This window comes from Rhodococcus sp. YH1 (genome assembly GCF_009939605.1).
GTDB classification, from domain to species: domain Bacteria; phylum Actinomycetota; class Actinomycetes; order Mycobacteriales; family Mycobacteriaceae; genus Rhodococcus; species Rhodococcus aetherivorans.
Genome location: NZ_WVTE01000185.1, coordinates 1 through 21,589, shown reverse-complemented (window position 1 = coordinate 21,589; position 21,589 = coordinate 1). Strand labels below are relative to the sequence as shown.

Genomic DNA, 21,589 nt, shown 5'->3' with positions numbered 1-21,589 from the left:
GCGAGTGCAAGGTCTGGAGCACCCGCCACCCCCGTCGCGCAAGACCGCTGCGGTGTGTTCTCAGCGACGCGTGGAACCGACGCCGACGGCGCACCACTGACCGGTGGCCGTGTTGACGGCGAACGACTGCGGGCCGACGCAGGTCACCCCGGTCGGATCGGCCGTCGCCCCCGACCCCCAGCCCGCGACCGACACCGTCGTCACCGGGCCCTGCGCCGAGGAATGGCTCAGTCCGCCGCCGAGGGCGTACGCGTAGGAGCGGCCACCGTTCTGGGCGCCGCTCAGGGCGGTCCCGAACCCCGTCGCGTGGGCCTCGGCCGCGCCGGCCGTCTGCGCCGCCGACACCGCGGTGCCGCTCTCGGAGGCGAAGGAGTGGGCCGTGCCGCCCTCGGCGGCCGTCGCGCCGCAGCTGGCGGCGTCGGAGACCAGGATCTCGTTGGCCGACGGCGGCGACACGCACGTCACCGGCGCCGCCGTCGCGGTACCCACGCCGAGCAGGGCGGCCGACGCGACGCCGAGAGCGGCGACGACACCGGCCCGGAGGAGGCGGCGGGGGACTAAGACGGCACGGATGGATCGGATGGACAACAAGGTCTCCTCTGCGCTGGGCCGGGACTCGCTGGGCTCGGATGCCCGGACGGGGGCGACTCCCCCGGCGGCGAGGGTACCGGTCACACCCGCCCGGGGCGAGACGGCGTCACAGCGTGTCGAGGAGCTCCGGCAGGGCGGCGACCGAATCGATCACCCGATCGGGACGCTCGACCGCGAGGTCGAGCACCGACTGCCGAAACTTGCCGGTGCGCACCAGGATTCCCGTCATGCCGAGGCGCTGGCCGGGGATGACCTCCGCGTGGAGATCGTCGCCCACCACGGCCATCCGGTCCGGTTCGGTGCCCATCAGCTCGGCCGCGGCGAGGAAGCCCCGCATCGACGGCTTGCCGACCGCGACGACGGTCTGCCCGGTGAGTTCCTCGAGACCGGGCAGGTACACGCCGGTGTCGATGCGCAGGCCGTCCGCGGACTGCCACGTGGAGCCGCGGTGCATCGCGACCACCGGCACCCCGTCGAGCATGAGCTCGGCGACGCGGCTGAGGGCGCGGTGGCTGAACTCCGGCCCGGCCCCGCCGAGCACGACCACCTCGGGATCGTCCTCGTCGCGCACGATGCCCTCGAGGTCCGCCTCCACGTCGCCGTGGTTGAGCACCCAGCAGCGCCGGTCCGGGTAGGTCTGGCGCAGGTACTCGGCGGTGAGGGACGCGGCCGTCACGATCTCGGCGGGCTCGACCGGCATGCCCAGCCCGGTGAGGCTCTCGGCGATCTGCGCGCAGGTCCGCGACGTGGTGTTGGTCAGGAAGGCCCGATGCACCCCACGCTCGCGGAGCCCGGCAAGCACCTCGGCGGCGCCCGGCACGGGTTCCCACGACGTCACGATCACGCCCTCGATATCGAACAACACCCCGTCCACGCCGGCCATGGTGTGAGCCTATCGGGTCGCCGCACCCCCACCACGCACGGACCGAATGTCACACCACGTCGATTCGATCGACGCGATGTGACGTTCGGCCGGAAGGGGTGAGCGGTTACAGCGTGCGCGCGAGGCGATCGGCGAGCAGACGGGCGAACGCCGCCGGGTCCTCGAGTTCGCCGCCCTCGGCGAGCAGCGCGGTGCCGTACAGCAACTCGGCGGTCTCGCCGAGCGTCGGGTCGTCGGCCTGCCGGGCGTGCGCGTCGCGCAGCGCCGTGACCAACGGGTGGTCCGGGTTGAGCTCGAGGATGCGCTTGGTGTGCGGGACGGGCTGGCCCGACGCCCGGTACATCCGTTCGAGGGCGGGCGACATGGCGAACGTGTCGCCGACGAGGCACGCGGGCGACGTGGTCAGCCGCGACGACAGCCGCACCTGCTTCACGTGCTCGTCGAGCGTCTCGCCGAGCCACGACAGCAGGTCGGCGTACTCCTTCTCCCGCTCCTCACGCTCGGCCTCGGCGGCCTTCTTCTCGTCCTCGGTACCGAGATCCACCTCGCCCTTGGCGATCGACTGGAACGGCTTGCCCTCGAACTCGGGCACGGACCCCACCCACATCTCGTCGACCGGGTCGGTGAGCAGCAGCACCTCGAAGCCCTTGGCGCGGAAGGCCTCCATGTGCGGGGAGCTCTCGATCTGCTGCCGGGACTCGCCGGTCATGTAGAAGATCTCGTCCTGGCCTTCCTTCATCCGCGAGACGTACTCGGCGAGCGTCGTCGTCGAGTCCTCGCTGTGCGTGGACTCGAAGGAGGACACGGCGAGCAGGGTGTCGCGGTTGTCGAAATCCGAGAGCAGACCCTCCTTGAGGACCCGGCCGAACTGCGACCAGAAGGTCCGGTACTTCTCCTTCTCGGTGGTCGCCATGTCCTGGATCGTGGACAGCACCTTCTTGGTGAGCCGCCGGCGGATCGCGCGGATCTGCCTGTCCTGCTGCAGGATCTCGCGCGAGACGTTGAGCGACAGGTCCTGGGCGTCGACCACGCCCTTGACGAACCGCAGGTACTCCGGGATCAGCTCCTCGCAGTCGTCCATGATGAACACGCGCTTGACGTAGAGGTGGATCCCGGTCTTGCGCTCGCGCATGAACAGGTCGAACGGCGCCTGCGACGGGATGAACAGCAGCGCCTGGTATTCGAATGTGCCCTCGGCCTTCATCGGGACGACCTCGAGCGGCTCGTCCCACGCGTGGCTGACGTGCTTGTAGAACTCGCTGTACTCCTCCGCGGAGACGTCGTCCTTCGAGCGCGCCCACAGCGCCTTCATCGAGTTCAGGGTCTCCGTCTCGCGGATCACTTCGGCGACGGACCCCTCCCCCTCGGCGGGCTTGGTGCGTTCGACCTGCATCCGGATCGGCCAGGCGATGAAATCCGAGTAGCGCTTGACGATCTCCTTGATCTTCCACTCGGCCGTGTAGTCGAACAGGTGATCCTCGGTGTCCTCCGGCTTGAGGTGCAGCGTCACCGACGTGCCCTGGGGTGCGCCCTCGACCGTCTCGATCGTGTAGGTCGACTCGCCGCTCGACTCCCACCGGGTGCCGTCGTGCTCGCCGGCCTTGCGGGTCAGCAGGGTCACCTTGTCGGCCACCATGAAGGTCGAGTAGAAGCCGACCCCGAACTGGCCGATGAGTTCTTCCGGCGCGGCCGACTCCTGCGCCTCGCGCAGCTTGCGCCGCAGTTCCGCGGTGCCCGACTTCGCGAGGGTGCCGATCAGGTCGACCACCTCGTCCCGGGACATGCCGATGCCGTTGTCGCGGACGGTGAGGGTGCGCTGCTCCTTGTCGACCTCGATCTCGATGTGCAGATCCGAGGTGTCGACCTGCAGGTCCTTGTTGCGGAACGCCTCGAGCTTGAGCTTGTCCAGCGCGTCCGACGAGTTGGAGACGAGTTCCCGGAGGAAGGTGTCCTTGTTCGAATACACCGAATGGATCAGCAGATCCAGCAGCTGACGCGTCTCCGCCTGAAACTCGAGCTGTTCGATACCCGTGGTCATGGATGGTTCCCTTCGACAGCAGAACGTTCGACGAAATCGTACGACCGCGCCGCCCCCCTGTTCCAAGGGGCCGCCGGGGCGGGCCGCGGCCGGCCGCTCGGTCTCGGATCCGACACATCCGCCCGGACCGGTTGTCGCGGGGCGGTCCGCCGCAGTGTCATGGGATGGAGTCGCGGCGCCGGCGCGCCTCGCCGGTTTCGAGAGGAGGCCCCATGGCCACCGGAACGACCCCCTCCGCCCTCCCGGGCCCGCGGCCCGTGCGCGCCCCGCGCGGTCCCGGGCTGCGGTGCCGGGGCTGGCAACAGGAGGGCGCGTTGCGCCTGCTGATGAACAACCTCGATCCCGACGTCGCCGAACGGCCGGACGACCTGGTGGTCTACGGCGGCACCGGCCGGGCGGCCCGCAACTGGGCCGCATTCGACGCGATCGTGCGGACCCTCGAGACCCTCGGCGGCGACGAGACGCTGCTCGTGCAGTCCGGCAAGCCCGTCGGGGTGCTGCGCACCCACGAGTGGGCACCGCGCGTGCTGCTGGCCAACTCGAATCTGGTCGGCGACTGGGCGAACTGGGAGGAGTTCCGCCGCCTGGAGGCGCTGGGGCTGACGATGTACGGGCAGATGACCGCCGGATCCTGGATCTACATCGGCTCGCAGGGCATCCTGCAGGGCACCTACGAGACGTTCGGGGCCGTCGCCCGCAAGCGGTTCGGCGGCAGCCTCGCCGGCACCGTCACCCTGACCGCGGGCCTCGGCGGCATGGGCGGGGCGCAGCCCCTGGCGATCACGATGAACGAGGGCGTCGCAATCTGCGTCGAGGTCGACGAGGCCCGGGTCGACCGCCGGCTCGCGCAGGGTTTCCTCGACGCCAAGGCCGACAGCGTCGAGGCGGCGCTGGCCTCGGCGCTCGCGGCACGGGATGCGCGCGAGCCCCGCTCGATCGGGGTGGTCGGCAACGCCGCCGACGTCGTGCCGGCGCTGCTCGCGCTGCAGGCCCCCATCGACATCGTCACCGACCAGACCTCCGCCCACGACCCGCTGTCCTACCTGCCGCTCGGGGTGACGGTCGAGGAGTGGCACACCCTCGCGGCGAAGGACCCCGTGTGGTTCACCGAGCAGGCCCGCCGGTCGATGGCCCGGCACGTGGAGGCCATGGTCGGGTTCCTCGATCGCGGCGCCGAGGTGTTCGACTACGGCAACTCCATCCGCGACGAGGCCCGCAAGGGCGGCTTCGACCGGGCGTTCGCGTTCCCCGGCTTCGTACCCGCCTACATCCGTCCGCTGTTCGAGGAGGGCCGCGGGCCGTTCCGCTGGGTCGCGCTGTCGGGAGATCCCGCGGACATCGCGGCCACCGACCGTGCCGTCCTCGAGCTGTTCCCCGAGAACGAGCATCTCGCCCGATGGCTCACCCTGGCCGGGCGCGCGGTGCCGTTCCAGGGGCTGCCGGCCCGCATCTGCTGGCTCGGCTACGGCGAACGGGACCGGGCCGGGCTGAGGTTCAACGAGATGGTCGCCGCCGGAGAGGTCGCCGCTCCGATCGCCATCGGCCGCGACCACCTCGACGCCGGGTCGGTCGCCTCGCCGTACCGCGAGACCGAGGCGATGGCCGACGGTTCGGACGCGATCGCCGACTGGCCGCTGCTCAACGCCCTGGTCAACACGGCGTCCGGCGCGTCGTGGGTGTCGATCCACCACGGTGGCGGGGTCGGCATCGGCCGGTCGCTGCACGCCGGGCAGGTGTGCATCGCCGACGGCACCGACCTCGCCGCGCGCAAGCTCGAGCGGGTACTGACGAACGACCCCGGCACCGGCGTCCTCCGGCACGTCGACGCCGGCTACCCCCGTGCCGCCGAGGTCGCCGCGCGCCGCGGACTGCGCATCCCGATGCGGGAGGGCTGACGCCGTGTCACCCGGGCGGAACTGGACACTGCTCGACAACATCGGCTGCCTCGTCACGAACGACCCGGAACTCGACCGGGGCCCGCTGGGGGTGCTCGTGGACGCCGCGGTGGTCGTCGGCGAGGGTCTGATCCGGTGGGTGGGGCCGCGCGACCGGGTCCCCGAGGGGGCCGCCGCGGACCGGCACGACCTGCAGGGCCGCGCCGTGCTGCCCGGATTCGTCGACAGTCATACGCATCTCGTGTTCGCCGGGGAGCGCGCCGAGGAATTCGCCGCCCGCATGGCCGGTGCCCCCTACACCGCCGGCGGCATCGCCACGACGATCGCGGCGACCCGCGCGGCGACCGATCGCGCGCTGGGGGCGACGGTGTCGCGGCTCGTCGCCGAGGGGTGGCAGGCCGGGACGACCACGGTCGAGTGCAAGTCCGGGTACGGCCAGTCCGTCGCCGACGAGCTGCGTTGCCTGCGGGTGGCCGAGGTGTTCACGCCGGAGACGACGCTGCTCGCCGCGCACGCCGTGCCGCCGGAGTTCGCGGGCCGCCCCGACGACTACGTCCGGCTGGTGTGCGAGGAGATGGTCCCCGTGTGCGCGCCGCACGCGAAGTGGATCGACGTGTTCTGTGAGCGGGGCGCGTTCGACGCCGACCAGTGCCGGGCCGTGCTGCAGGCAGGGATGGCGCACGGCCTCACCCCGCGGGTGCACGGCAATCAGCTCGGTCCCGGGCCGGGCGTGCAGCTGGCGGTGGAGGTCGGTGCGGCATCGGTGGACCACGTCACCTACACGACGGCGGCGGACGTGGCGGCGCTCGCCGGCTCGGGCACGGTGGCGACGCTGCTGCCGGGCGCCGACTTCTGCACGCGCAACCGGTATCCGGACGCGCGGGCACTGCTGGACGCGGATGTCACCGTCGCGCTGGCCACCGACTGCAACCCCGGCACCTCTTACACCACGAGCATGCCGTTCTGCATCGCGCTGGCGGTGCGCGAGATGCACATGAGCCCGGAGGAGGCGGTCCACGCGGCGACCGCCGGGGGCGCCGCGGCGTTGCGCCGGGACGACGTCGGCGTCGTCCGGGAGGGCGCACGGGCAGATCTGATCGCGTTGGACGCGCCGTCGTACCTGCACCTGGCGTACCGGCCGGGAGTGCAGCTGGTCCGGGAGGTCTGGCAGGAAGGACTGCGGATGTGAGGATTCCGGTCGACGTGCCGCCGGCGCCGTGGACAGGCCGCGACGACGGCCCCGGTCCCGAGCACCTGCGCTGGCACGACGTGGTGGCGCCGCTGCCCGCGGACGCCGCGCGGGCGCAGGTCCTGATCGGATTCCGCAGCGACGAGGGCGTGCGCCGCAACCAGGGGCGGCCCGGCGCGGCGGACGGGCCGGTCGCGTTGCGGCGCGCCCTGGCGTCGCTGGCGCTGCCGGCGCCGGCGACGATCCACGACGCGGGCGACGTCGCGGTGCGCGGCGGCGCCCTCGAGGACGGGCAGCGCCGCCTCGGCGCGGCGGTCACCGCGCTGCTCGACGCGGGGCATGCGGTGGTGGTGCTCGGCGGCGGGCACGAGGTGGCCTTCGGCAGCTACCTGGGCTGGGCCGGGTCCGCGGCCGCGCGGGCCGGGACCCGCTGGGGCGTGCTGAACCTGGACGCGCACTTCGACCTGCGGGCGGCGCCCGTCGCCACGTCGGGCACCCCGTTCCGGCAGATGGCCGAACGCGAACGCGAACAGGGCAGGTCGCTGCGCTACGCGGTGCTGGGCATCGCGCAGCCGAGCAACACGGCCGCGCTGTTCGCTGCCGCGGACGAGTTCGGGGTGCGGTACCTGCTGGACGACGAGTGCCGCGCGACGAACCTGCCCGTCGTGGAGACGTTCGTCGAGGAGTTCGTCCGCGCGGTGGACGCGGTGCACCTGACGATCGACCTCGATGTGCTGCCCGGCTGGGTGGCGCCCGGGGTGAGCGCCCCGGCGGCCTGCGGGGTCGCGTTCGAGGTGGTGCAGCACGTGTGCGACGTCGTGGCGCGCAGCGGCAGGCTCGCGCTCGTCGACGTCGCCGAGCTGGCGCCGGCCGTCGACGACGACGGGCGCACGGCCCGGGCGGCGGCCCGGCTGATCCACCGGATCGTCACGGGGCGGCCGGCGGGCGACCACCCCCGGTTCGCGGGCACCGAGCCCGGCGACGGTCCATGATGGAGGTGATGGGGTACCTCGAGATCGGGAGTGCGTCATGGCGATTCGTCGGGTGGTCGTCGTCGGGGCGGGCTTCGTCGGGTTGTCGGCGGCCTGGTTCCTGCAGGAGCGCGGCGTCGAGGTCACGGTGCTCGACCGCACCGGGGTGGCCGCCGATGCGTCGTGGGGCAATGCGGGCTGGCTGGCCCCCGCGCTGACCCTGCCACTGCCGGAACCGGCGGTGCTGCGGTACGGGATCCGTTCGATGCTCACGCCGTCGTCCCCGGTGTACGTGCCGCCCGCGGTCGACCTGCGGTTGTGGCGGTTCCTGGCGGGATTCGCGCGGCACTGCACCGCCCGCCGGTGGCGCGCGGCGATGGCGGTGTTCGCCGAGGTGAACCGGATGGCGCTGGGCGCCTACGACGATCTGGCCCGCGGCGGTGTCGTCGAACAGACCCGCCCGGCGGATCCGTTCCTGGCAGCGTTCGCGTCCGAGGACGACCGTCGCGTGCTCGTCGAGGAGTTCCGGCAGGTGGTCGCGGCGGGCGGCGAGGTGGATTTCGACCTGCTCGACGGGGACACGATCCGCACCCTGGAGCCGCTCCTCGGCGACGGGGTGCGGGCCGGGATCCGGCTGCGGGGGCAGCGGTTCGTCGACCCGCCGCGGTTCGTCGCCGCGCTGGCGGAGTCGGTGCGCGACCGTGGCGGTGAGGTCGTCACCGGGTTCGAGGTGCAGGCGGTCCGGGACGGCCCGCGGGACGTGCGCGTGGTGGGCACCGGCGGCGGGGACCGGGCGGCGGATGCGGTGGTGCTGGCCACCGGGGCCCGGCTGAACGACCTGGCCCGGCCGTTCGGGGTCCGGATGCCGGTGCAGGCCGGTCGCGGCTACAGCTTCAGCGTGCGCCCGGCGCACCTGCCGAAGAACCCGATCTACTTCCCGGCCCAGCGGGTCGCGTGCACGCCGCTGCACGATCGGTTCCGCATCGCCGGGATGATGGAGTTCCGCCGGCCCGACGCCCCGCTCGACCCGCGGCGGATCCAGGCCATCGTCGACGCGGCGCGGCCGCTGCTGACCGGCGTCGACTGGGCCGCCCGGGCGGAGGAGTGGGTGGGCTCGCGTCCCTGCACCCCGGACGGTCTGCCGCTGGTCGGCGGCACCCGCTCCGCGCGCGTGTTCGTCGCCGGCGGTCACGGCATGTGGGGCGTGGCGCTGGGCCCGCTGACCGGCCGCCTGCTGGCCGGCGCGATGACCGGTGCGCGGGCGGCGGTGCCGCGGCAGTTCGACCCGCTCCGCTGACGATCAGTCCAGGGCCCCGATCGCGGATTCCGCCGCGGCGACGAGTTCTCCGCTCGCGGCGAGCCGGGCCGCGGCGTCGATCTCCGGGGCGAGATGCCGGTCCGGGCCGGGCCCGGCCACGTGCCGGCGGAGCGCGGCGACCACCGCGCCGGTGCCGGGGGCCGGGGTGAGCGGGGCGCGCAGGTCCAGTGCGCGTGCCGCGGTGAGTGCCTCGATGGCCAGGACACGGGTCAGCGCGGCGAGGCCGCGGCGCAGCTTGCGGGCGGCGGACCAGCCCATCGAGACGTGGTCCTCCTGCATGGCCGACGACGGGATCGAGTCGACGGCGGCGGGCACGGCGAGGCGCTTGAGGTCGGCGACGAGCGCGGCCTGGGTGTACTGGGCGATCATGTGCCCGCTGTCGACGCCGGGATCGTGGGCGAGGAACGGCGGCAGGCCGTGGCTGCGGGCCACGTCGAGCAGCCGGTCGGTGCGGCGCTCGCTGATGTTCGCGACGTCGGCGACGACGACGGCGAGGAAGTCGAGGACGTACGCCAGCGGGGCGCCGTGGAAGTTGCCGTTCGACTCGATCCGGCCGTCGCGGGTGACGACCGGGTTGTCGATCGCGGCCGCGAGTTCGCGTCCGGCGACCTGCTCGGCGTGGGTCAGGGTGTCGCGCGCGGCGCCCGCGACCTGCGGGGCACACCGCAGCGAGTAGGCATCCTGCACCACCGGGCAGTCCGGGGTTCGGTGGCTGGCCACGACGGCGGAGCCGGCGAGGAGCCGGGTCATGTTGGCGGCGGCCACGGCCTGGCCGGGGTGCGGCCGCAGGGCGTGCAGGTCGGCGGCGAAGACCCGGTCGGTGCCGAGCAGGGCCTCGACGCTCATCGCGGCCGTGACGTCGGCGAGCCGCAGCAGGGCGCGCAGGTCGTGGCAGGCAAGGACCAGCATGCCCAGCATCCCGTCGGTGCCGTTGATGAGGGCGAGCCCTTCCTTCTCGGCGAGCACGACGGGCGCGAGGCCCGCCGCGGCGAGGGCCTGCGCGGCCGGCACGAGCGTGCCGGCGGCGTCGCGGGCCTCGCTCTCGCCGGTGAGGACGAGGGCCACGTGGGCGAGCGGCGCGAGGTCCCCGGAACAGCCGAGGCTGCCGTGCTCGGGCACCACCGGCGTGATTCCCGCGCTCAGCATCGCGGCGTAGGCCGTGGCGGTCCCGGGGCGGACCCCGGTGTGCCCGGTGGCGAAGGTGGACAGGCGCAGCAGCATCATCGCGCGGACCACCTCCCGTTCCACCTCGGGACCGGTCCCGGCGGCGTGAGAGCGGATCACGCTGCGCTGCAGATCGATTCGCGATTCCGGGGGAATGTGGCGGGTGGCGAGCGCCCCGAACCCGGTGGTGATGCCGTACGCGGGCCGGGGGTCGCGGGCGAGCGCGTCGACCACGGCACGGGCCGCGCCGATGAGGGCGAGCGCGTCCGCGGAGAGCCGGACCGGCGCGCCGGACCGCGCCACCCGCAGGACCTCGTCCGTCGAGACGGGACCGACCCCGACGACGACCTCCTCGGCCACGGCCACCTCCCGATCGATACGCGCTATCCGGATTGTGTCCCCGGCACCGGCCGGCGCGCCGCCGAATCGGGGTCGAGAAGGCCGGCTTCGCGCCGGATCGTGGTGACCGCATCGTCGGGACCGGCCACAGCCGTGTCGATCGTCAGGTGGGCACGGTCCCACGCCTCGTAGTGTCGTCCGCGGATCTGCTGCCACGTGGGGAGCGCGAGGCCGGCGATGTCTCCGGCACGCCGCTCGGCGCGTCTGCGATGTTCGGCGGGGTCGGTGCAGACCAGTTCCACTTCGAGCACCCGGGCCCCGGCCCGGTGCGCGGCGGCGCACCAGGCGTCGCGGGTGAGTTTCACGGGGTTGACGCACTCGACGACGGTGGTGAGTCCGAGCGCGAGCTGGTCGCGGGCGAGGGCGTAACCGGCGTCGTATCCGGCGGTCCGGGGCGGCCGGGGCAGTTCACCGGAGTCCACCAGGGCCTGCTCGATCGTGTCGATCCGCAGATAGGCGGCGGCGATCCGGGCCGCCAGGCGACGGGCGACGGTCGTCTTCCCGGTCGCGGGCAGGCCCCCGATCACGATCAGCCAGGGCCGGTTCACGAGGCCGGCCCCAGCGTGTCCGCCACCCGGCCGAACCACTCGAGCACGGCCCGTTCGTAGACGATGCCGAAGTCCAGGGTCGCCGACGAGTACGGGTCCGCGCAGTGCTCGGCGGCGGCGCGCTCGTAGTCGGCGAGCCGGCGTTCGTGGGCGGCGCGGTGGACGGCGAGCATCTCGGCCAGCCTGCCGGGCGGCAGGTGCCTGCCGAACGCGACGGTGAGCAGCAGCGGGTAGCGGATGTTCTCCGGTCCGGGTTCGCGTTCGATCCACTCGGCGAATGCGGCGCGGCCGGAGGCGGTGAGCGCGAAGGGCTTGCGGTCGCGCGGGCCCACCTCGCCCGCCTCGACGAGACCGGACCGTTCCATGGCGGCGAGTTCGCGATACACCTGACTGGTCGTGATCGACCAGAATTTCCCGATCCGCTCCTGCGCGGTCACCACCAGATCCCACCCGGTCTTCGGACCCTCGTGCAGGAATCCCAGCAGCGACGCCGCGGTGGCGTTGAGCGGACGAGCCGCGGGGGCGTCGAGCGGACGAGCCGCGGGGGCATCGAGCGGACGGTCGACCATGGCGGACACCTTTCCCGGGGGCTTGACATTCCACTGTGGCATATCCACCATGGTGGTATCGACATTCCACTGTGGAACCTCAGTGGTCTCGACCCTCCGCAGGAGGCAGCGATGGAATACGTCAACGGTGTCCGGATCTCCGACTCCGAACGCGAGCGGCTCGTCGACGAGCTGGGCCGGCATCTCACCGCCGGCCGGCTCACGATCGGCGAGTTCGACCAGCGGGTCGGCGAGGTGTACCGGTCCGTCACCACCGACGAGGCGCACCGGGTACTGAGCGACCTTCCGGCCGCACCCCCGGCCTCACCCGCACCCCCGCCCGCCCGGGCCCGCACCGCGGACCGCCGGCTCCCCCTGCATCAGCGGATCGAGTGGGGAGCCTGGGCCGCAGCCGGGACGGTCAACCTCGTGATCTGGGCGATCGTGTCGATCGCCGTCGGCGCGGCCGTGCACCCGTGGCCGGTCTGGGTGATCGGGCCGTGGGGCCTGGTACTGCTCGGCCGGACCCTCGCCGGACGGGAAGGCGCCGGCCACCGGGCGCACCCCGGCCGCGGCTCGTCGCGGGCCCTCCCCGCCGGCGGGTGGTGCACGTCCGGGTGGCGGGCGTCACAGACTCGGATATGATCGACCGGCAGTATTTGTAACTCGCGGTTACGCGAAGAATCAGGGAGGCCCCGTGTCGAAGACCCTCGAAGCCACCGTCGAGATCGCCGCATCGCCACAGCAGGTGTGGCATGTGATCTCCGACCTGAAGCGGATGGGCGAGTGGAGCCCGCAGTGCCGGAAGATGGCCGTGCTGGGCGGACCCGTCGGAGTCGGGACCAAGACGATCAATGTCAACCGCAAGGGCCTGCTCGTGTGGCCCACCACCGCCAAGGTGCTCGCCTTCGAACCGGGGCGCCTGCTCCGCTTCCGGGTCAACGAGAACCGCACCGTCTGGTCGTTCACCCTCGAGCCCACCGACACCGGCACTCGGGTGATCCAGCGACGGGAGGCGCCCACCGGGACCAGCAAGGTCTCGCAGTTCCTCATCGACAAGGTCCTCGGTGGCGCGACCGCCTTCGACGACGACATGGTGGTCGGCATGAACGCCACCCTCGCGCGCATCAGGAACGAGGCCGAGGGCGCGGCCCTCGCACGGTGACCCTCCTCGCGTAGGCTGTGTTAGCCCGCGGGCCGCACGCCCGCGGGTCACACCGCGCGACACTAAGAGGAGCCGTGGCCCGAAAGCCCACACCCCCCGGAACCCCACCGCCCACCAGCGTCGAGCACGTTCTCGAACTGGTCCGCAAGACGATTCCACCGCTCCACCCGGCAGGCATCCCCTTCGTCGCCGCCCCGCTCGCCGTCGCGGCGCTCGGCCGCAACCGCAAGTGGGTCCGTCGCGCCGGCCTCGTCTCGGCCGCCGCCACCGCAGGATTCTTCCGCCACCCCCACCGGGTGCCGCCCAACCGGGTCGGCGTCGTCGTGGCCCCGGCGGACGGCGAGGTGGCCCTCGTCGACACCGCGGTGCCGCCCGCCGAACTCGAGATGGGCACCGAGCCGCGGCCGCGGGTGAGCATCTTCCTGTCCGTGCTCGACGTGCACGTCCAGCGCAGCCCCGTCGGCGGCACCGTCACCAAGGTCGTGCACCGCCCCGGGCAGTTCCTCTCGGCCGACCTCGCCGATGCCAGCGAGGTCAACGAACGCAACAGCATGCTCCTCGAGACCCGCGACGGCGCCGACGTGGCCGTCGTCCAGATCGCCGGGCTGCTCGCCCGCCGCATCGTGTGCGACGCGAAGGCGGGCGACACGCTGCCGATCGGCGACACCTACGGCCTGATCCGCTTCGGTTCCCGTGTCGACACCTACCTGCCCCCGGGCAGCACCCTCCTCGTCGAACGCGGGCAGAAGACGATCGGCGCCGAGACCGTCATCGCCCAGCTGCCGTGAGCCCGTCCGCCGCCTCCCCGGCAGCCCCGGAACGCAAACGCCGCAGTCGCCCGCAGGCCGTGCGGCTGCTGCCGAGTGTCATCACGATCCTCGCGCTCTCCGCCGGCCTGTCCGCGGTGAAGTTCGCCCTCGACGGCCAGCTGGGCACCGCCCTCGGCATGATCGGCGCGGCAGCGGTGCTGGACTCCCTCGACGGGCGCATCGCCCGCCTGCTGGACGCCACGACCAAGATCGGCGCCGAGCTGGACTCGCTGTCCGACGCGGTGGCGTTCGGCGTGGCCCCGGCCCTCGTGCTGTACGTGACGCTGCTGGACGGCAGCCCGTTCGGCTGGATCATCTCCCTGCTGTACGCGGTCAGCATCGTCCTGCGCCTCGCCCGGTTCAACACCCTGCTCGAGGACGACACGGTGCCCGCGTACGCCCGCGAGTACTTCGTCGGCGTGCCGTCCCCCGCCGGCGCCCTCGTCGCCCTGGCGCCGGTCGCCGCGCACATCCAGTGGGGTGAGGGCTGGTGGGACTCCTACCCCGTCGTGGCCGCCTGGACGCTGCTCACCGCCGCCCTCGTCGTCAGTCAGATACCGACCCTGGCGATGAAGTCGGTGTCCGTGCCGCCCCGCTACGCGGTGATCCTCCTGGTACTCGTGGCGGTCGCGGCGGCCGCGCTGGTCACCTACCCGTACGTGCTCATGCTCGTCCTCATCGGCCTGTACCTGGCGCACATCCCGTTCGCGATCCGCTCCAAGCGCTGGGTGGCGGCGCGGCCGGAGACATGGAACATCAAGCCGTCCGAGCGGCGCGCCCTGCGCGCCGAGCACCGCGCCCTCAGGCCACGGCGGGTCGCGATCCGGCGCGCCCCGCAGCCCCGGCAGTCCGCCGCGCGACTCGGTCTGCGCCGCCCCCGCGGACGCTGACGACGCTCTAGGCTCGGCGGGGTGAGCAGCCCCGAACTCGCGTTGACTGTCCGCCTCAACACCTCCGCGGCCGATGCGCGCCGCGGCGTCGTCCGCGTGCACCCGGAGGTGCTCACCGCGCTGGGCCTGCGCGAATGGGACGCGATCGCGCTGATCGGGGGGCGCCGCACCGCGGCCGTCGCCGGCCTCGCCCCCGCCGGCACGCCGACCGGCACGATCCTGCTCGACGACGTGACGCTCTCCAACGTGGGGCTGCGCGAGGACGCCACCGTCCTCGTCGGCCCGGTCGTCGTCCACGGCGCCCGCACGGTCGCGGTCACCGGATCGGCACTCGCCACCCACACGATCGACGACGTCACCCTGCGCCAGGCACTGCTGGGCAAGGTCCTCACCGTCGGCGACGCGGTGTCGCTGCTGCCCCGCGATCTCGGACCGGGCACGAGCACCGCCCCCACCACGCGCACCCTGTCCCGCACGTTCGGGATCGCCTGGACCACGGAACTGCTCACCGTCACCGCCGTCGACCCCGCCGCACCGGTGAGCGTGCAACCGAACACCGCGGTGGGCTGGGGCACCACCCCGGCCGGGCGGGCCGTCGCCGGCCCCCGCCCGGCCGCCGCCCCGTCGGCCCGGCCCGCGATCCCCGCACCGCCGCCACCACCGGTGGAGGACCTGGTCGGCGTGCAGACCCAGGCCGGCAGGCTCACCGAGTGGCTGAAGCTGGCCCTCGACGAGCCCGAACTGCTGCGCACCCTCGGCGCCTCCCCCCACCTCGGAGTGCTGATCACCGGGCCCGCCGGCGTCGGCAAGGCCACCCTCGCCCGCGCAGTCCTCGCCGGCCGTCGCGTCGTCGAGCTCGACGGGCCGAGCGTGGGCGCCACTGCCGCCGACGATCGGCTGCGCCGCGTGACCACCGCCGTCGCCGACCTGGCCCCCGGCGGGGTCCTGCTCGTCACCGACATCGACGCCCTGCTGCCCGCCGACCCCGAACCGGTGTCGGCGCTGATCCTCGACCAGCTGCGCCGCGCCGTCGACACCGTCGGGGTCGCGCTCGTCGCGACCACGGCGCACCCCACCGAGGTGGACTCGCGGGTCCGCTCCCCCGAGATCTGCGACCGGGAACTGGCCCTGCCCCTGCCCGACGGCGCCACCCGTCGCGCCCTGCTCGACGTGCTGCTGCGCCGGGTGCCCACCGACACCCTCTCGCTCGACGCCGTCGCCGCCCGCGCGCCCGGCTTCGTCGTCGCCGACCTGGCCGCCCTGTGCCGGGAGGCGGCGCTGCGGGCGGCGGCGCGGGCGAGCCGCGACGACACCGAGCCGAGGCTCACTCAGGATGACCTGCTCGGTGCGCTCGAGGTGATCCGCCCGCTGTCGCGATCGGGCACCGAGGAGCTGGCCATCGGCAGCGTCACCCTCGACCACGTCGGCGACATGGTCGACACCAAACAGTCGCTCACGGAGGCGGTGCTGTGGCCGTTGCACCACCCCGACTCGTTCGCCCGCCTCGGCGTCGAGCCGCCGCGCGGTGTACTGCTCTACGGGCCACCGGGTTGCGGCAAGACCTTCCTGGTGCGCGCGCTGGCCAGCTCGGGACAGCTGAGCGTGCACGCCGTCAAGGGCGCCGAGCTGATGGACAAATGGGTGGGCGCCTCGGAGAAGGCTGTGCGGGAGCTGTTCCAGCGGGCCCGCAACTCCGCACCGGCGCTGGTGTTCCTCGACGAGATCGACGCGCTCGCCCCGCGCCGCGGGCAGAGCTCCGACTCCGGCGTCACCGACCGGGTGGTGGCCGCCCTGCTCACCGAACTCGACGGGGTCGAACCGCTGCGCGACGTCGTGGTGCTCGGCGCCACCAACCGGCCCGACCTGATCGATCCGGCCCTGCTGCGCCCCGGCCGGCTCGAGCGGCTGGTGTTCGTGCCGCCGCCGGACGCCGAGGCGCGCGCCGCGATCCTGCGCACCGCGGGCAAGTCGGTGCCGCTGGCCGACGACGTGGACCTCGGCGCCCTCGCCGCGGACCTCGACGGCTACTCCGCGGCGGACTGCTCGGCGCTCCTGCGGGAGGCCGCGCTCGCGGCGATGCGCCGCAGCGTCGACGCCGCGGCCGTCACCGCCGACGACGTCGCGGCGGCGCGGAAGGCGGTGCGCCCGTCGCTGGAGGCCGCGCAGGTCGAACACCTGCGGGCCTACGCCGAGGGGCGCTGACGATGCCGGCGGCGACAGTGCGGTTGGACGAGCCGGTCGCGGGTCTCGCGGCATTGTGCGCGGGCGCCCTCGCCGGCTTCGCCGTAGCGGTGGACGGGGTGGCGCTCCCCGCCGCGACGGGCAGCGCCACCGGGCCGATCGTGTTCGCGGTGGCGGCGGTGCTGGCGGTCGCGGGCCTGCAACGCTCGGGGTCGCGCCGTACGGCGTGGTTGCTGGCGGCCGGCTGCACGGTGGTGCTGGGGACGGTGCGGTTCGCGGTATCTGCCGCCGACCCCGACACCCTCACCGTGCTGCCCCTGATCAGTGCGGGAGCCGCCGGGATCCTGCTCGGGGCGGCGGTCGCCGCGGCGTGGGGCGAACCGATCGGGCAGTGGGCGGTGGTCGTCGGGGCGTGGGCGGTGTTCCTGCTCGCCGGCCCGATGGGGACGTCCCTGCAGTCGTCGGCGCTGCCGTCGCCGCTGCAGTGGCCGCTCGCCGTCGCAGCCGGGGCCGTGGTGCTCGCCGCATTCGTCGCGGGGGCCGGGGCCCGGGTGCAGCGGCCGGAGGCGCGGCTGCCGATCGTCGCGGTCGGGGCGACGGCGGCGCTGACCGTCGGCATGCACGTGCTCGCCGGCTGGGCGGGCGAGCAGGCCACCTCGGCTGCGGCGTGGATGTGGCTGGCCGCCGCGGCCGTGCTCGCCGCGACGGTGTTCGGTGCGGAGGCCGTCGGCCGTTTCCTGCCCTTCGCAGACGGCCGGTTCCCCGTCGCCGCGATCGGGGCGACGGCCGCGGCGTACCCGCTGGTCGACGACCTGGCCGGGAGGGAGGTGTCCGCGTGGGTTCCCGCGGCCGGGGTGCTGGCGGTCGCGGCGGGAGCCGCGCTCGCGTGGCGGGTCCCGCGGGTCGAGCTGGGCCTGGGGGTGGCCCTGGTCGTCACGCTGACCGCGGCGCTGTGGCCCGACACCGCGGCGGACGGCCCGCAGTTGCTGGTGCGCGTGGCGCTGGTCGCCGCGGGCACCGGCCTGGCGCTGGGGGCGGCGCTGCCGGGTGCGGCACCGGTCGCCGCGATGGGCCTGGTGCTGCCGGTCGCGGCCGCCACGGTGGCCGCGGTCTGGGCGCTACCCGCCGACCCGCGGCTGCTCACCGGTGCGCTGGCGGCGACGGGCGCGGTATGCGCGTGGCGCTGCCGGAGCTGACGTGGCCGGTCTCACTCGGCCCGGACGAGACCGAGGGCGTGCAGGTGCTCGAACACCAGCATCGAACCCGGCGCGACCTCGGGCAGGGCAGCGTACTCGGCGACGGTGAACCAGCCGAGTTCGGCGATCTCCGCCGCCGGGCGCGGTTCCCCGGCCAGCTCGGCCGTGAAGCAGGTCATGTGCAGGCGAGTGCCGACCGGATGGCCGAAGGCCTCGGCCTCGAAGATCCCGACCTCGGCGACGGTGCCGTCGACGAGGCCGACGCCGAGTTCCTCGCGGATCTCCCGGTGCAGGGCCTGCTCGGGGGTCTCGCCGGGATCGATCTTGCCGCCCGCCATGTAGAAGGCGGTCTTGCCGGCGGAACGGGTCTGCAACAGGCGTCCGTCGCGGACGTACGCGAGCGCGGCGGTACGGATCGGTCCGGTCTCGGGCATGGGGGCACTCTACGATGGGAATCGGACATCGGAGCGTCGGCGGCCGATTCGCAACCGTGCGAATGCTGCCGGTAAGCTGACACCGAATCCGATTTGTCCATTTGCAGAGCAGCACGTGCATCGGGATTTCCCGGGTCCGCGCGGCTCGGGCATCGCCCCCTGTGGGTGCTGCACAACACTTGCAAGCCTGTTACACCCCGCCGCCAGGCCCGACCCCGACGGAGTGCCTTTGCTCGCCATACTCATCGCCCACGCGGTCGCCGCTCTCGTTGCGCCGCCTCTGGTCAGAGTCATGGGGAGAAATGCGTTCCTACCGCTGGCGCTCGTGCCACTGGCGAGCCTCGGTTGGGTGATCGGCAACTGGGGCACGGAACGCACGCTGCACATCGCGTGGGCGCCGGGCCTGTCGATGAACATCGACATGCGCTTCGACTCCCTCGCGGCGATCATGTCGGCGCTGGTGCTGGGCATCGGCGCGCTCATCCTGCTCTACTGCGCCCGGTATTTCACCGACGACGAGCCCCGCCTGGGGATCTTCGCCGCCGAGATGGTCGCCTTCGCCGGCGCCATGTTCGGCCTGGTGACCAGCGACAACATGCTGGTCCTCTACACGTTCTGGGAACTGACCACCGTGCTGTCGTTCCTGCTGGTCGGCCACTACGCGGAGCGGGCGTCGAGCCGCCGCGCCGCCACCCAGGCCCTGCTCGTCACCACCGCGGGTGGCCTCGCGATGCTCGTCGGCATCATCGTGCTCGGGCAGCTGGTGGGCAGCTACAACCTCTCCGACGTGATCGCGGCCGCCCCGAGCGGCTGGCTGGCCGGGGTGGGCGTCGCCCTGGTGCTGGTCGGCGCCCTGTCGAAGTCCGCGGTGGTGCCGCTGCACTTCTGGCTGCCCGGCGCGATGGCAGCCCCGACCCCCGTCTCCGCGTACCTGCACGCCGCCGCGATGGTGAAGGCGGGCATCTATCTGGTGGCGCGGCTGGCTCCGGCGTTCGCCGATGCGGCGCCGTGGCGGCCCATCGTCGTCACCCTCGGCCTGGCATCGATGCTGCTCGCCGGCTGGCGCGCGTTCCGTGCCTTCGACCTGAAGCTGATCCTGGCGTTCGGCACCGTCAGCCAGCTCGGTTTCCTCATCGCCCTGGTGGGGATCGGCAGCCGGGAGGCGGCGCTGGCCGGCATGGCCATGGTCGTGGCCCATGCGATGTTCAAGGCCTGCCTGTTCATGGTGGTCGGCATCGTCGACCACGGCGCCGGCACCCGCGACATCCGCAAGCTCGCGCACCTCGGGAAGCGGGCGCCGTTCCTCGCGGCCGTCGCGGCCGTCGCCGCGATGAGCATGGGCGGCCTGCCCGTGTTCATCGGGTTCGTCGGCAAGGAGGCCGCCCTCGAGGCCGTGCAGGTGACGACCCTGCTGAGCCCGTGGGCCCGGATCGCGGTACTCACCGCGATCGTCGCCGGGTCGATCCTCACCCTGGCGTACAGCATCCGGTTCGTGTGGGGCGCCTTCGGACGCAAGCAGCTCAAGCGCCCGAGTCCGGCCGTGCAGAACTTCCACGCCGCCGGCCCGCTGCTGCTGTTCTCCCCGACCGTCCTGGCCTTCGGCGGGTTGGCCGCCGGACTCGCGGCGCCGTGGCTCGACACGCTGCTGTCCCCCTACGCGGACACGCTGCCCAGCACCCTGGACAAGCCCTACCACCTCGCGCTGTGGCACGGCGTCGGCCTCCCCCTCGTGCTGACCGCCGTCGTCGTGGCCGGTGGCACCGCGCTGTACTTCGCCCACCGCGCGATCTCCCGCGTGAAGTTCGAGCGTCAGCTGTTCGGCAACGCCGACCGCATGTACGACGCGACGCTGCGCTTCATGGACACCGTGTCGATACGGCTGACCGGTTCCACCCAGCGGGGCTCGCTGCCGCTGACCCAGGGCATCATCCTGGTCACCCTGGTGGTGCTGCCCACCACGCTGCTGCTGGTGTTCGGCCCCGAGCGGGACATGGCGGTGCGGTGGTGGGACTCGTCCGTCCAGTTCGCGGCGGCGGCCATCATCATGTGCGGCGCCCTGGCCGCGACGGTGATGCGCAACCGCCTCGCCGGCGTGCTGCTCGTGGGCCTGACCGGCTACGGGTGCGGATTCCTGTTCGCCCTGCAGGGCGCCCCGGACCTCGCGCTCACGCAGTTCCTCGTCGAAACGCTGACCCTCGTCATCTTCGTGCTGGTGCTGCGCAAGCTCCCCGCCGAGTCCCGTCCCGAACACGTGGTGGGCCGGAAGCTGCCGCGCGCCCTGCTCGGCATCGCCGTCGGCGTCGCGGTCACGACGATCGGGGTGTTCGCCACGAACGCCCGCACCGCCGACCCGATCGCGCTGCTGCTGCCGGAGGCGGCCTACGAACTCGGCAACGGCAAGAACGTGGTCAACGTGCTGCTCGTCGACATCCGGGCGTGGGACACCCTCGGGGAGATCTCCGTGCTGCTCGTCGCGGCGACGGGTGTGGCGAGCCTGGTGTTCCGCACCCGCCGCTTCGGTTCGGCGCCGCGCGTCTCGGACGCCCCCGCGGCGCAGCTCGACGCGATGTCGTCGAGCACCGAGACGACGTGGCTGCGCGGCGGGGACCTCATCGACCCGCGGCACCGCTCGCTGGTCCTCGAGGTCACGACCCGCCTGGTGTTCCCGACGATGATGGTGCTGTCGGTCTACTTCTTCTTCGCCGGGCACAACGCGCCCGGCGGCGGCTTCGCCGGCGGCCTGATCGCGGGGCTTGCGCTGGTGCTGCGGTATCTGGCCGGTGGCCGTTACGAGCTCGGCGAGGCGGTGCCCATCGACGCGGGCAAGATCCTCGGCCTGGGTCTGACGTTCTCGGCGGGCACCGCCCTGGTCTCCCTGTTCCTCGGTGCGCCGCCGCTGTCGTCGGCGACCGTCGAGATGACTCTGCCGCTGCTCGGCGACATCAAGCTCGTCACCGCACTGTTCTTCGACCTGGGGGTGTATCTGATCGTCGTCGGCCTGGTACTCGACGTGCTCCGCAGTCTCGGCGCGCGTCTCGATGCGGAGATCGTGGGTGAGAAGCGATGAGCGCGAATCTGACCATGCTCGCTCTGGTCGGGGTGCTGGTCGCCTCCGGGGTGTACCTGCTGCTCGAGCGCAGCATCATCAAGATGCTGCTGGGGTTGCTGCTGATCGGCAACGGCATCAACCTGCTGATCCTCACCCTCGCCGGCCCGGCCGGCGGCCCGCCCGTGGTCGGTGCCCGCAACGATCTTCTTCCCATGCCTGGTGCAGTGCTGTCAGGCGGGCGACGACTTCGGGGTAGGCCCACCATCTCGGGTCCCAGGACAGGCCGCCGTCGTTATCGCTGATCCGGCGGCGGATCACGGG

At 73.1% G+C, this 21,589-nt stretch carries 19 protein-coding genes and 1 pseudogene; 12 read left to right on the top strand and 8 right to left on the bottom strand.

Annotation, left to right across the window (positions count from 1 at the left end):
• Nucleotides 1–60: 60 nt before the first annotated feature.
• The 3 genes from AIIKEEIJ_RS14235 to htpG form a co-directional block, all read right to left on the bottom strand.
• On the bottom strand, nucleotides 61–588 hold the full coding sequence (locus tag AIIKEEIJ_RS14235; RefSeq protein ID WP_065923411.1) for a DUF6764 family protein: 528 nt from the start codon (nucleotides 586–588) through the stop codon (nucleotides 61–63).
• A gap of 109 nt (nucleotides 589–697) precedes the next feature.
• Nucleotides 698–1,474: an HAD-IIA family hydrolase gene (locus AIIKEEIJ_RS14230; RefSeq protein WP_006932403.1), complete on the bottom strand. Its 777-nt coding sequence runs from the start codon at nucleotides 1,472–1,474 to the stop codon at nucleotides 698–700.
• A gap of 106 nt (nucleotides 1,475–1,580) precedes the next feature.
• Nucleotides 1,581–3,512 carry a molecular chaperone HtpG gene (gene htpG / locus AIIKEEIJ_RS14225; RefSeq protein ID WP_161995926.1) on the bottom strand — a complete coding sequence of 644 codons (1,932 nt, stop codon included), beginning with the start codon at nucleotides 3,510–3,512 and terminating at the stop codon, nucleotides 1,581–1,583.
• A gap of 212 nt (nucleotides 3,513–3,724) precedes the next feature.
• Here htpG and hutU point away from each other — a divergent pair, with 212 nt between their 5' ends.
• Genes hutU through AIIKEEIJ_RS14205 form a run of 4 tightly spaced genes read left to right on the top strand, consistent with a single transcriptional unit; the run spans nucleotide 3,725 to nucleotide 8,864 of the window.
• Nucleotides 3,725–5,407 carry a urocanate hydratase gene (gene hutU / locus AIIKEEIJ_RS14220; protein ID WP_161995925.1) on the top strand — a complete coding sequence of 561 codons (1,683 nt, stop codon included), beginning with the start codon at nucleotides 3,725–3,727 and terminating at the stop codon, nucleotides 5,405–5,407.
• Nucleotides 5,408–5,411: 4 nt separating this feature from the next.
• Nucleotides 5,412–6,596 (top strand): imidazolonepropionase, encoded by a 1,185-nt coding sequence (gene hutI, locus AIIKEEIJ_RS14215; RefSeq protein ID WP_161995924.1) that lies wholly within the window; start codon nucleotides 5,412–5,414, stop codon nucleotides 6,594–6,596.
• A complete protein-coding gene (gene hutG, locus AIIKEEIJ_RS14210; RefSeq protein ID WP_161995923.1) occupies nucleotides 6,593–7,588 on the top strand; it encodes a formimidoylglutamase in 996 nt (331 codons plus the stop codon). Before hutI ends, hutG begins: the two co-directional genes overlap by 4 nt.
• 37 nt (nucleotides 7,589–7,625) lie before the next feature.
• Nucleotides 7,626–8,864 (top strand): NAD(P)/FAD-dependent oxidoreductase, encoded by a 1,239-nt coding sequence (locus tag AIIKEEIJ_RS14205; RefSeq protein WP_065922271.1) that lies wholly within the window; start codon nucleotides 7,626–7,628, stop codon nucleotides 8,862–8,864.
• A 3-nt stretch (nucleotides 8,865–8,867) separates the two neighbouring features.
• On the opposite strand, the gene hutH is transcribed toward AIIKEEIJ_RS14205, so the two are convergent.
• From hutH to AIIKEEIJ_RS14190, 3 genes are read right to left on the bottom strand one after another with little or no spacing between them, the layout of a single operon-like run.
• On the bottom strand, nucleotides 8,868–10,415 hold the full coding sequence (gene hutH, locus AIIKEEIJ_RS14200) for a histidine ammonia-lyase (protein WP_161995922.1): 1,548 nt from the start codon (nucleotides 10,413–10,415) through the stop codon (nucleotides 8,868–8,870).
• A gap of 17 nt (nucleotides 10,416–10,432) precedes the next feature.
• Nucleotides 10,433–10,996, bottom strand: coding sequence for an AAA family ATPase (locus tag AIIKEEIJ_RS14195; RefSeq protein WP_037201076.1), 564 nt, complete (start codon nucleotides 10,994–10,996; stop codon nucleotides 10,433–10,435).
• A complete protein-coding gene (locus tag AIIKEEIJ_RS14190) occupies nucleotides 10,993–11,565 on the bottom strand; it encodes a helix-turn-helix transcriptional regulator (protein WP_161995921.1) in 573 nt (190 codons plus the stop codon). Before AIIKEEIJ_RS14190 ends, AIIKEEIJ_RS14195 begins: the two co-directional genes overlap by 4 nt.
• Nucleotides 11,566–11,676: 111 nt before the next feature.
• On the opposite strand from AIIKEEIJ_RS14190, the gene AIIKEEIJ_RS14185 reads away from it, so the two are divergent.
• The 6 genes from AIIKEEIJ_RS14185 to AIIKEEIJ_RS14160 all read left to right on the top strand — a co-directional run bounded on the left by AIIKEEIJ_RS14185 (nucleotide 11,677) and on the right by AIIKEEIJ_RS14160 (nucleotide 17,785).
• Nucleotides 11,677–12,189 carry a DUF1707 domain-containing protein gene (locus tag AIIKEEIJ_RS14185; protein WP_161995920.1) on the top strand — a complete coding sequence of 171 codons (513 nt, stop codon included), beginning with the start codon at nucleotides 11,677–11,679 and terminating at the stop codon, nucleotides 12,187–12,189.
• 52 nt (nucleotides 12,190–12,241) lie between these two features.
• Nucleotides 12,242–12,709 (top strand): SRPBCC family protein, encoded by a 468-nt coding sequence (locus tag AIIKEEIJ_RS14180; RefSeq protein WP_006932414.1) that lies wholly within the window; start codon nucleotides 12,242–12,244, stop codon nucleotides 12,707–12,709.
• Nucleotides 12,710–12,783: 74 nt separating this feature from the next.
• Entirely contained in the window at nucleotides 12,784–13,497 is a 714-nt protein-coding gene (locus AIIKEEIJ_RS14175; protein ID WP_006932415.1) for a phosphatidylserine decarboxylase, read from the top strand.
• Nucleotides 13,494–14,408 (top strand): CDP-alcohol phosphatidyltransferase family protein, encoded by a 915-nt coding sequence (locus tag AIIKEEIJ_RS14170; RefSeq protein WP_317550423.1) that lies wholly within the window; start codon nucleotides 13,494–13,496, stop codon nucleotides 14,406–14,408. The genes AIIKEEIJ_RS14175 and AIIKEEIJ_RS14170 overlap by 4 nt, the downstream gene beginning before the upstream one ends.
• Before the next feature lie 21 nt (nucleotides 14,409–14,429).
• The gene (locus AIIKEEIJ_RS14165; RefSeq protein WP_161995919.1) at nucleotides 14,430–16,610 is read left to right on the top strand and encodes an AAA family ATPase; all 2,181 of its coding nucleotides are present in this window, start codon (nucleotides 14,430–14,432) and stop codon (nucleotides 16,608–16,610) included.
• Between the two features lie 2 nt (nucleotides 16,611–16,612).
• Nucleotides 16,613–17,785, top strand: a complete 1,173-nt coding sequence (locus tag AIIKEEIJ_RS14160) for a hypothetical protein (protein ID WP_161995918.1) — start codon at nucleotides 16,613–16,615, stop codon at nucleotides 17,783–17,785.
• 11 nt (nucleotides 17,786–17,796) lie between these two features.
• On the opposite strand, the gene AIIKEEIJ_RS14155 is transcribed toward AIIKEEIJ_RS14160, so the two are convergent.
• The gene (locus AIIKEEIJ_RS14155; protein ID WP_006932425.1) at nucleotides 17,797–18,219 is read right to left on the bottom strand and encodes an NUDIX hydrolase; all 423 of its coding nucleotides are present in this window, start codon (nucleotides 18,217–18,219) and stop codon (nucleotides 17,797–17,799) included.
• Nucleotides 18,220–18,448: 229 nt separating this feature from the next.
• On the opposite strand from AIIKEEIJ_RS14155, the gene AIIKEEIJ_RS14150 reads away from it, so the two are divergent.
• Nucleotides 18,449–21,286, top strand: coding sequence for a Na+/H+ antiporter subunit A (locus tag AIIKEEIJ_RS14150; protein ID WP_029545324.1), 2,838 nt, complete (start codon nucleotides 18,449–18,451; stop codon nucleotides 21,284–21,286).
• Nucleotides 21,283–21,474: pseudogene (locus tag AIIKEEIJ_RS14145) on the top strand (NADH-quinone oxidoreductase subunit K); the annotation flags it as partial. The gene AIIKEEIJ_RS14150 and the pseudogene AIIKEEIJ_RS14145, both read left to right, overlap by 4 nt.
• On the opposite strand, the gene AIIKEEIJ_RS33050 reads toward AIIKEEIJ_RS14145, so the two are convergent.
• On the bottom strand, nucleotides 21,419–21,586 hold the full coding sequence (locus tag AIIKEEIJ_RS33050; protein WP_338020956.1) for a DUF4913 domain-containing protein: 168 nt from the start codon (nucleotides 21,584–21,586) through the stop codon (nucleotides 21,419–21,421). The pseudogene AIIKEEIJ_RS14145 and the gene AIIKEEIJ_RS33050 overlap by 56 nt on opposite strands.
• Nucleotides 21,587–21,589 lie beyond the last annotated feature (3 nt).